1 protein-coding gene and 1 pseudogene are annotated in these 12,268 nt (G+C 45.1%); both read right to left on the bottom strand.

What is annotated here, in order from left to right; all coding sequences use genetic code 11:
* Positions 1 to 11,744, bottom strand: an 11,744-nt coding sequence (locus tag ICE88_RS08410; protein WP_370624457.1) for an autotransporter-associated beta strand repeat-containing protein, incomplete at its 3' end; no start/stop codon positions are given.
* Between the two features lie 330 nt (positions 11,745 to 12,074).
* Positions 12,075 to 12,188: pseudogene (locus ICE88_RS08660) on the bottom strand (autotransporter-associated beta strand repeat-containing protein); the annotation flags it as partial.
* Between the last annotated feature and the right edge of the window lie 80 nt (positions 12,189 to 12,268).

Here is a 12,268-nt window from a genome sequence, read left to right as displayed (position 1 = left end):
CCATCAACAAACGTGATGTCATAGTTAGAGTTATTGGCATTTGTGACCGTGTTCTGAGTAATAGCGTAAGCATTGACGTTAGAAGCAATCGTTGCCGCTGTTGTTACTGAGCCACTCAATGACTGGCTGTTGTACATGCCACGGCTAGTACCTGTGCCATCAGCCGCTACAGCAAATGTCAATGTTGGGTTGGCATCGCCATACACACGTGTCTTGTCATCAGCCGTTACAGTCACAGGACGACGATTCACAGTCAATGTGCCATCAACATAGCTGAACTGGTAGTTAGCTGCAGATAAATCATTAGCTGCTGAAGTGATTGTGTAATCCCTCACGCTAGAGGCTGCTGTCGCTGTCGTAGTGATGCTTGGAGTGCCAGTGATACCGGCTAATGTAGCGTTTTCACTATTCACATAACCTGTGATGCCATAAGTCAATGTTGGATTACTATCACCGTACACACGAGTCTGGTTATCAGCCGTTACTGTCAATGTGGCTTTGTTGATGGTCAATGATCCAGCCACATAGCTAATGTCATAGTTAGATGGAGTAAATGTGCCACCTGTTGCAAGACTTGGCGTCAAAGCATACGAACCACTAACTCCTGCTCCTGCAATTCCACCATTATTTGTATCTGTGATAGTAACGCTACCAATTGTTTGAGAACCAATCAGGCCAACTTGAGTAAAGGCTGTTGAACCTGAACCAAAAGTTAAGGTATCTCCATAAGTCTTACTGTTGTTATTAGCAGTAATAGTCAGAGTTTTGGCAGTAATCGTAACCGGAGCATTTGTGGCATCAAGTGATGGTAATTGATAGTTTGATGCTACCCCACCGTTGCTGCCATTTGCCAAGCTGATCGCATTGATAAACTTATTAGCCGTTGCCACATTAGGATCATTTGCTGCTGCTCCACTGTAGGTCAAGGTTTGCGTTCCAACACCAGTTGTGATCGTAACCTTGCCAGTCAATGATGTATTGCCGTCATATTCTTTAGAGGCGGAGAGGCCAACAGTTTTAGCTGTGATGGTTACCGGTGCATTAGCAACATTTAAAGTAGGCAATACATAGTTAGCAGCTAAACCACCGTTGGTTCCATCGGCCAGGCTAATGGCATTAATGAACTTATTAGCAGTTGCCACATTGGCATCATTGGCTGCTGCACCTGTATAAGTCAAAGTTTCTGTACCAATGTTTGTATTGATAGTGACGTAACCAGTCAATGAAGTACTGCCGTCATAAACTTTTGAAGCTGATAAGCTGACTGTTGCCTTATTAATGGTGCTAGTAGTATTGACGGCATAACTAATACTGTAGTTTGCGCCATTGTTACCATCACTGATGGTGGCGCTTGATGCCTCAACAGTCTTATTGGCAGTACCAGCATTTTTATTGGTATAGGCCAAAGTAATACCTGTGACCGTGTCGCCAGCAATGCCAAGCTGTGTACTAAGAGCACTCAAATCAGCAGCTTTAGTTGTGTAAGTTAATCCACCATCGTATGTTTTCGTCACTGCAGGAGCTGTTAATGTGACTGCTTTAGCCCGAATAGTTGCAGTGGTTGAGCCTGTGATTGAAGCTGTGTAGTTATCTGCATCAGCTCCGCTCAAAGTGCCACCGCTGATGGTCAAGGCTTTATTCTGAGCAGCATGTTTATTTCCAAAGGCTGCAGATACACTCGCAACCGTGACCAAGTCATCAGTGATTTGGCCAGATACTGAGCCTGCGTTCGTCACTGTCGCATTGGCTGTACCGTCATAGTCCTTGTCTGAAACCGCAAAGCCAGCAATCGTAATGGCTTTCTTCTCGACTGTTAAAGTGCCATTGGTTGCAGTAACTGTATACCCCAAACCAAGAGGTCCACCACCCACAATTGTGTACTCACCAGCCTTTACATTATTAGATGTTGAATAAACTGCACTATTAATTGCATAGCTAGCTGCATCACCATTGACCAAGCCCGTAGTGACACCCGTTAAATTAATTGAATCGCCATAAGTCACAGTGACATCATCAGTTGTGACTGTGGCAGTAATCGCCTGACGATAAATTGCATTCAAGCCAGCTGTGAGTGCCGTTGTGTAGTTTGTCGTTGTTTCGTCACTGTTGTAGCGGAAACGGCTAGAGCCTGAAACAATCAACGAAGTTAAGCCGGTACTATCTGTAACAGATCCTGAATAAAGCTTAGCAACACCATTGGTTCCCATTGAAATAGCTGGGCTACCCGAAATAAGAATATTCCCACCAGAAGATGTGCCAGCATTGGTATTAATACCTGCATTGAGCGTTATGGCAGATGAGCTTGTATTGGTAGTAGCAATACCTTTTGAAACTGTTAAATTGCCAGTTCTTGTTCCAATGCTAATAACGCCGCTAGCAGATAAACCATCGGTAGAATCTACTGTACCAATGGTCAATGCATTACTGTCTAGATAAGTTAAGCCGCTCACACCACTGGCAGCCAAAGTGCCAATAGCGTTATTTGTGCCGTTATCTAAAGTAACGTTGCCACCTAAAAGCAACAAATTAGATGCGCTCACAAAACCACTCGCACCATCAGTCACGTTGCCAGAACCTTTGATAGTGATTGTGTTTGTACCAGTAGCAGTTAAACCTGCGTTAATCTCAATTGCGCCGCCGTAGATTGTGATTGGGCCAGCAATGCTAGCAGCATCAGCAACGGTGATTGTTTGTGTATTGCCATCTTTACCGAGTGTTAAACCACCCAAGTCGCTATTAAATACCCAACCTGAAGTACTAAATGCACTGGTGAAACTTGTGCCAGCAGATTCAATTGCAAGAGATCCTGGACCTACAAATCCACTTGTTGAAGTGCTAGGTGCATTATTTCGGATGATTAATTCACCAGCGCTGATTGTTGTAGCACCTGTGTAGGTATTTGCGCCCAAAAGTACCAAGTCGCCGGTACCTTGTTTGGTTAATGTGGTTCTTGATCCCGACGCATCAGAAATTGCACCTGTAATCGTACTAGTTGCAGCACTACTATTAACAGTTAACGCATTTAAGCCACTCACAGCACCAGTAATATTGACAGCACCAGATCCACCGTTAATGGTTAAACCAGGATTGCGCTCATTAACGCGAACCTGAACTTTAAAGCCTGTTGTACCAAGGGAGACAGCGTTTCTACCTGTGAATGTCCAATCAGTTTGACCGCTTGCATCACTTACTGTACCGGTATAGTTACCAAAGCCTGTGTCCACAGCTTGGCCTGATGCGTGGTTGTTCCAGGCAAACACGGTTTGGGTCGAACCACTGGTGATGTTATGAACTTGGAATGAGCCATAAGTGCCATTACCATTATGGGTGTCATTAAAGTCATACTTCGCAGTATTACCAGTTGGAACACCTGCTGGAGCACCTGCTTCAGTTGCGTAATTCCATGGCCATAACTCCAAGTAACCAGTAAATCCAGAACCAATGATTACAGCACTTGATCTACCGCCAATACTAGAAGTTGCATTGGATTTAACGGTCATATTATTAACAATTTTTTGAACAACTAAATTGTTTGATAAATCCGGAATACGTAAATCACTGGCAGTTAAGTTATTGGCCCATGGGTCAAAACTAACTTCAGCCCAATATGGTGTTCCACTAACTGTCACTTCCATTCTGTAGGTAATACGAGTAATCGCCCCACTGAATGAACCAGAATTATTTACGCTGTAGACAATGCTATTAACAGATCTATTCGCTGTTGTTGTTTCATACAACAATGTGCTACCGATTTGGATACCTGTCAAAGTTCCGCCAATGGTTACACCGCCGCTTGTGGAGTTGAGACTGATTTCATCACTCACACCAACATTGCCGCTGTATGTTTGAGCTCCGGTTGTCCAAACATCAGAACTGAGATTGACTGGACCACTAACAGAAATACTTGCCAAACGTGTCCCTGAACTACCTACTCTTGATCTAAACCCAACAGTACCAGTATTGGTCACTGTTAGTCCGAATGCTCCATCAACCGTGCTGCTAAGTGTTAGGTCGCCCGTGGCTTTAATGGTTGAATCTGCAGCCAAAGTCAAGGCGCCAAGATATGTTGAAGCTGTTGCGCTTGAGTTGAACAAGGCGCCACTGGTGCTCACACCTGTACCACTAATGGTTAATGCTTCAGCAGTAACCAAGTTAAATCCTGCAAGGTCAAGAGCTGCGCCACTCTGAACCACTGTTCCAGATCCAATCGTTCCCAATGGTGAGTTGGAACCACTACCTGCGCCACCTAATTTAACTGTGCCCGCAGAAATAGTAGTGAGACCTGTATAACTGCTGTTACCCGATAGGGTTAGTGTGCCGCTACCATCTTTTGTGAGCGTTCCTGAACCAGTTGTAATGGCTGTGCTTACAGTAACATCACCAGATCCACCAAAAGTTAAATTAATGTTGGAGGCCGTTATTGCTGCCGTTGATTTGTTTAACGTCAAAGTCCCGCTATCTGAGTTAATCCGAACAGCATTTGTTGAAAGAGTAATCAAACCACCATAGGTATTATTACCACTGATATTTCTTAATGAGCCAGCACCACTAATTCCAGTATTATTCAGCGTGAGAGCTTCATCGCCAATTGTGATGCCTCCGATTAACTCAAGCGCCGCACCACTTGCAACAGTCACCCCACCAGCAACCGTGCCTAAAGCAGTGCTGTTAGCAGCTCTCAAAACACCATTACTAATAGTGGTAGCGCCGGTATAACTGTTGGCACCAGATAGCGTGAGTGTTCCAGCACCTGATTTAGTTAAGGTTCCAGTGCTGGTCGCAATCGGATCAGCAACTGTTATGTTGCCATCACCCGTAAAAGTGAGATTATGAGTACCTGTGAGCGCATTACTACTTGCTACATCAAACGTTAAGGTTCCTGCCGTGCTTCCAATAGTGGTAGCTGCACCCAAAGTCACTAATCCAGTAATTGTGTTACTGCCACTGTTATTAAGAATCGCGCCAAGACTTCCAACGCCTGCGCCACTCGCTGTATTGATTACATCAGTAATCGTGATACCGCCTTGTAACGCTAATGTTGCGCCTGATGCAATTGAAGTACCACTGGCATTGGTTCCTAAAGCACCGCTATTTGCTGCTACCAAGATGCCGTTCGATAAAGTAGTTGTGCCGGTGTAAGTGTTGTTGCCTGATAAAGTTAAAGTTCCAGCGCCAGATTTAGTTAGAGTACCTGCGCTAGTGGCAATTGGATCAGCCACAGTGATATCGCCTGCGCCTGTAAAAGTTAGATTGTGAGTGCCAGTGAATGCATTGCTACTTGCTACATCAAACGTTAAGGTTCCTGCCGTGCTTCCAATAGTGGTAGCTGCACCCAAAGTCACTAATCCAGTAATGGTGTTGCTACCACTATTATTAAGGATCGCGCCAAGACTTCCAACGCCTACTCCATTAGCTGTATTAATTGCATCGGCAATCGTGATACCACCTTGCAATGCTAGTGTCGCTCCCGATGTGATTGAAACACCACCAGCACTCGTACCTAGTGAACCGCTATTTGCGGCAATCAGCGTACCAGCAGTGATTGATGTTGCTCCTGTATAGCTGTTGTTAGCAGAAAGAGTTTGAGTGCCGGCACCTGATTTAGTGATTGCAATCGGACCGGCAATCACACCGCTGTAGTCAAAGCTACCAGTAGCATTATTAATGGCAATCGTGCTGCTAGAAGTTGTGGTAATGCCAGCATCATCAGTATCAGTTAAACCACCTGCGGTTAAAGTTAATCCAGTTGCGGTAATACCGGTTACGCCGTTGTAAGAGCCAATGTTCAATACACCAGAATTAACAAACGTTAAAGATCCAGTGCCGATATCAGCAGCCAAAGTATTAATGGAGTTGCTTGAGCTATTAAGTGTGTAACTTTGATTATTGGCCAACAAGTTAATGCCAAAGGCAGTTATGGCACCAGTGATAGATGGTGTCTTGGCGTTAATAGAAATATAGCCTGTTGATGCATTTGCTGTTACTGCACCAGTCCAATTAAGACCTACACTTGCAGCACTTGCCATATTTGATGAATCAGCAATTGCAAAATATGGATCGGGTCTGCTATTGGTAGTACGGCTAATAATTGCATTCGCAAGAGTAGTTACCGTATCAAGTTTTGAAGCTTGGAATGTGACTGAGCCATTAGCAGCAGATACAGTTCTTGTGGATTCAATGCCGTAGTGAGCTGTATTGGTACTTGTTGTGGTGCCTGACAAGATGACATTGCCGTGACTTGAAGATATAGAACCAATGTTTACGTAAATACCATCACCAGCGGTTGCATAACCATTGATGTTCACATCAGTTTTAGCAGAAACGGATCCATACCAAGCATCTTGGTAATAACCATAATTTTGACCAGCCGCCGAAATAGTTATCGATCCTAGAGTGGCAGTTACTGGTAGACGAATAATGGCGCCGCCATAGGAAACATTGTTGCTTAAGCCGTTCATGACGACGTTGCCTTCATCAGAGATAATGCCGCCGCCAGTAGCGTCGGTGAAAGTTAAGTAAAGACCAAGCCCTGACGAGGACACCCCATCAAGTGTTACGTTTCCCTTAGCTTTAACAGTCACACCGCCACTATAAAAGGTTATACCACCAGAAATATAAGCCCAATTTCCATCAGATCCTGCCGTGCGATTTGCATAACCCGTCATACTGATGGCACCGTTGTAGCTGCGTATCACTTGTGAAGCGCCCCAAAGGATGATGCCGTGCCCCTGCTGATTAACGCCATTCAAGCCCAATGAAGCACCATTGGCATAAATACTGATGTCACCGTAAGCAATAATCTTAGTACTTGTGCCATCCAATCTCAGAGCAGCACCCGTGATGTCGTTGTATGAAGAGCTGGAATTAATAGTGATTGTCCCGCCAGCAGTTGGCGTAGTTGTATTGTTACCAGCCACCAAGCCACCACCACTCATATACACACCGTAGCCAGCAGCCGCAGTTGATGTAATAGAAATATTGCCTGTAGTCGACTGAATAAATCGACTGCCAGTCTGATAGAAAGACCACTGCGCTCCAGCTGTAGTGGCTGTAATTGCGATATTACCGACCGCTTTCAAAGATCCCGTACCAGCAATATAGACGCCATGGTATCCGCCTGTAGCACTACCAGTAATTGTTATCGCATTATTAGCAACCAGAGAACCTGCAGCCATCTCAAGACCTTGCTGAGTTCTTCCAGTCGCGCTGATCGTAATTGATCCGCCAGTTGCAGGAACTGTTGAAGCAGATGTGTCTGTCGTACTGGTACTTGCAGCGATACTGCCATTTAGATGAACGCCGTAGTTACCAACAGCAGTAATAGAAACATTACCTTCTGTCGATTGAATAACACGACCGCTATAGAGTGCAAAACCCCAATGAGCTCCGCTGGTAGCAGAGTCAATGGTGATATCTCCTACAGCCCTGAATGAACCGGAATCAGCAATGTAAAAACCTTCATAAGCCCCTGCACCACGAACCGTAATGTTCATCGCACCAAAAGAAACTAAGGAACCTGTAACGCCTTGAATACCGTACTGCGTGCTCCCAGTTGCATTAATTGTTAGAGTGCCGCCGGCTGTTGGAACAGCTGTTGGAGTAGAGGTATTGCTGCTTGCATAAATACCTCCACTGGTACCAAAGTACATACCACCCCCAGTTCCATTAGAGGTAATCGCAATATTGCCACCAGTAGACTGAATCAATGAATTGTTGTACATGGTGAGACCCCATGTACCTTGTGTAGCACTTATGGTGATATCGGATGCTGATTGCAGTTTGGCACCCGTTCCATGAAGATAGAATGAATGCGCACCAACAGCTGTGGAAGTACTTGAAATTGCACCAAAGGCAATAACAGAAGCCCCGTCTACTCTTAAGCCTGTATTACCCGTGCCAGTGGCATTAATCGTAATCGTGCCGCCAGAGGTTGGCGCTGTTGTACTGTCACCCGCAGCAATTGGACCTGTACCCAAATACACACCAAATACACCAGCACCTGTAATAGCGATATCACCTGAGGTTGACCAAGCTGAACCATTCAACCAAACACCTTCACCACCATTTGAAGTTCCTACAAGCGTGATATCACCAGCAGCTTTAAGAGTAGAACTGCTGAAAATTAAAATACCGCGGGCTTCACGATGCGTACTAGAAGTTTTACCGTACATAGTTATCGAGCCAGCACCAACATCAATTGCATTTGCACCACCGATAACCATGATTCCTTGTATGTGATCCTGCCACCCCACTGCGGTGTCACCCCCAATCCAATCCCCACCAGAGTTTGATGCATAACCAGCAATACAAGTTTTTGCAGTAGCGCAACCTGAGGTTGAATCATCTGTACCACCACGCATAGTTAGATTGCCACCATAAGTAGTAATTTTTGAGGAACCAGCGATGTGAACAGCACCCCCGCCCGTCTTATCAACATCTGTATAGATGTTGACTGTCATAGGCTTACCAGCAGCACCAGAAATAGCTGCATTGGAATAAAAGTCTCTACCAGCCATGACGGTGAATGTATTAGCACCTGCCCCAGTCATAGATATTGCAGCGTTGTTATAAACGTACTCTGCAGCCTTCAACGTGATCCAAGCATTAGCGCCCGTAACTGTTAAAGCACGACCAATTTGAATATCTGCGTCAGTGCCTGACATCGTCGTAAATTCAACAGGGCCAGCGACGGTAACATCAACTACAGTGACGTTAATGTTGAAAGCATTTGTTTCTTTACCAATATATAGGCCTGTAATACCACTGAATCTAAACCAACCAGTATCAACAGCACCTGTAAAACTACTTCCTGGTGACATCCATTCAAATTTACCGCTGGTTGTGATGTATGGTCGATATCCGTTAAAACTGTAGTCTTGGTAAGTCATGTAGACATCACTCGAGCTTGATGCAACACTTGTTCCAGCTTTTGATCCGATATAAACCTCGGCATTAATCCATAAGGTTGATGTTAAGCTGCCTTGTGATCCCAATAGATTTTGACTACCTAATAATTTGATGTCGCCACTTGCAGCAAGAACTTGCAACTCAGAACGAACAAGAATGTCATAAGAGACTTGCTGGGAAGCGCTGATCGTGATTCCACCACCAGTGCCAGTTGCATAAATATTAACGGGAGAATTGGTGTCAATTTCCATACCCCATGAATCGGAGCTAGTTCCTTTTGCAACACCTACCAACCTAATGGCATCAGCTGTTGTATTAGACGATGTGATAGTTGTTGTTTTTGAATTATTTAGAGCAAATAGGATGCCGGAGCCATAATCTGATCCACCAGTAGTTTGACTATAACCTTCAATATAAATCGTGCCTGTACCCGAATTAATGACACCATTTGCAGCTAAATAGTAGACACCAAACCCCGATGCACCAATAGATGTACCAGGGGCAATGGCAGACGAACGACCCTTAATACTGATATTTCCACCACCTGAATTAATAGACAGTACTTTATCGATACGAATACCTTCACTGTAATGCGATGTAGTGCTACCTAGCGCATAGGATGTTCCTGTAGCATTGCCGCCACCGAGCGTTATATCTCCCCCGCTGGTAGTGATAGTTAGACCTTCTCTGAAAGCAATATAACCATTGGTAGCAGTGTCGCTATCAGTTGCATCGTCAATATTGGCTGCGATTAAAACGTTACCACCTTGAGTTGTCATGGTAGTTGCAGACAAGCTTAGATTGGTAATAAAAGTTTTTGAGAAGAGTGAAATGCCATCTTCTGTTGAAGTGGTTACCGTTAGGTTGCCATCAAGAGAAATGGAAGTTGATGTTAATGAAATAGCACCATCAGCAGAAATGCCACTGATGCTATTAACGGTTCCAACAGTGAGCGCTGCATTATTAGCAAGTGTTAATGAATCAATACCTGTGGCTGCAATTTTTGTAATGGCATTTGATGTATTGCTTAATGTGTAATTACCGCCATTCTTAAGCGCTAAACCACCTGTCGAAGATGTGATTGCACCAGTAATTGTTAAATCACCAGTACTGCTAATTGTTGTGTCTGCAGCAAGAGTGATTGCTCCAGGCAATGTCAAGGCTGTTGATGTCGGGTTTATCAGTGCCCCATCGCCGTTAATACCCGTTCCGCTTAAGTTAAATGCGTTGGCTTGTGCATAGCCATTTAGATCGGCAGTAAATCCTGATTGCACAGTCACTAAGCCTGTACCAAAAGCACCATTGGTGACAGAACCAGCAGAACCAGTTGATGCAATACCGGCTTTAACTAAGCCGCCTGAAACTGTTGTGCCACCAGAATGAGTGTTTGCTCCAGATAAAGTGATTGCACCACCAGCCGCATTCACTGTTAAACGGTTTCCACCAGAAACAATGCCTGAAATAGTCGCTGCTAATGAATTGAATGTTAGCGAACCAGCGCCGGTGCTTGTGTATGTATGAAGACTATAACCAGCAGCCAAGTTAGAACCTTGATATTCCGTACCGCCCGTTGCTGCATCAGCACCTAAATAACGGACGATGACTATGCCTGAGCCACCTGAACCAGCTGCATAAGAACCAACCCCAGCACCATCATTCCATCCACCGGCGCCACCACCGCCGCCGGTGTTTGCGACACCTGACACACCAGCTGAACCATCTCCGCCAGCCCCGCCACCGCCAGAACCCCCAGCACCACCAGTATTTGCAGCAAGGCTATTACTACTTATGGCACCACCACCACCGCCACCATAAAAAGTAGCAGTTCCTGAAATTAATGATGAAGCACCACTACCGCCATTACCACCTTGACCGTTATTAGTTCCTCCGCCTGTAGCATTTTGACCAGCCGATCCTGCACCACCGCCACCGCCACCAGCCCAACCACCATCCCCGGAACCACTGATGCCAGCACCGCCATTGAAACCTTGAGAACCAATTCCGTAGACGTTGGTGTTATTTCCACCACCACCCGAGGCGCCGTTCATTAAAGCTTGTGTTGTATAAGAAAGACCTGCACCAGCACCACCACCCAAGCCGGTAAACCCAAATGCTGATGACGAATTTCCATCCGCTGAACTGGTAGCACCACCTTGGGGCATGCCCGCACCACCAGCACCAACTACGATTGCATAAGTCGAGCTTGTTAATGAGGTTGAACTATTTAAAACTGCGCCACCACCACCACCACCGCCATGGCGAGATCCACCACCACCACCGCCACCAACAATCAGATAGTCAACATTGGTGTCAAAGACGAGCGTAGCATTACCGGTTAATGCGATGTCATTGGCAATTTCTGTAACTGCTCTACCTAATAGCAATGTTGTAGAACCTGCTAGTGTCAATGTGCCAGTACCTAGTGCATCATTGTGATAAACACCCAATGAACCAGCTGAAACCGTGATATCTCCAGAATAAGTTTTAGCTCCTGTTAGCGCAACCGTACCTGTTTGAGAGGCTCCATTGATTGCTAGATCAAAGTTTCCTGTGAAGATGCCTGTATAAATGAGCGTCTTGCCTGATGTTGCGGCTAAACCGCTGTTTGCAGTTAATGTAACACCACGGTTAACGTTGAGACTGAAGCTTTCTGTGGCCTGTAAAGCACCACCACTCAATGTGATTGAGTTGGCAGTTAATGTATTAGGTACAGCACCTAAGTTGGCATCTGAGCTAATTGATAAGATACCTGTAGAAACTGTCGTGCCACCAATGTATGTATTTGTGCCAGATAAAGTAAGAGTGCCAGAACCGTTTTTGATTAGTCTGCTTGACACTCCGCCTCCACTGATAACAGCGCTAATAGTGATATTGCCAGTAGGAGTGATTGTTCCGCCAGACGAACTCAATATAAAACATTGATTATCTGCGCATGAAGTTTGTGAAAGTGTAGCCGCAGTACTACTAGAATTAATAAGCGAGCCACCATTTAGAGTTAGCTCATTGTAGTCGGCATTAAGACCTAAATTCTTACCATTTAAATCATAGGATCCCCCACTATTAATGGTGTAATAGGTTGCTCTTTGATAACTATTTCCAGCCCCTTGTCGCAAGGCGCCACCATCATTAACAACAAATCCACTACTATGAGTTGAATTAACCTCAAGAATGCCGCCGTTAATGGTTGTTATACCTGTGTAAGTATTTGCACCAGATAAAGTAAGAGTGCCACCACCATCCTTGGTTAAAGTTCCTGAACCAGTGGCAATGATCGTACTCACCGTGGTATTTCCAGAACCGCCAATGCTCAAACCAATATTTGTTGCGGTGATGGCTGTTGTTGATTTATTGAGTGTTAGTG

It is taken from the genome of Polynucleobacter sp. AM-26B4, assembly GCF_018882285.1.
Classification (GTDB): Bacteria; Pseudomonadota; Gammaproteobacteria; order Burkholderiales; family Burkholderiaceae; genus Polynucleobacter.
Note: the sequence above shows the minus strand (reverse complement) of the source record. Positions and strands in the feature narration are given on the sequence as shown.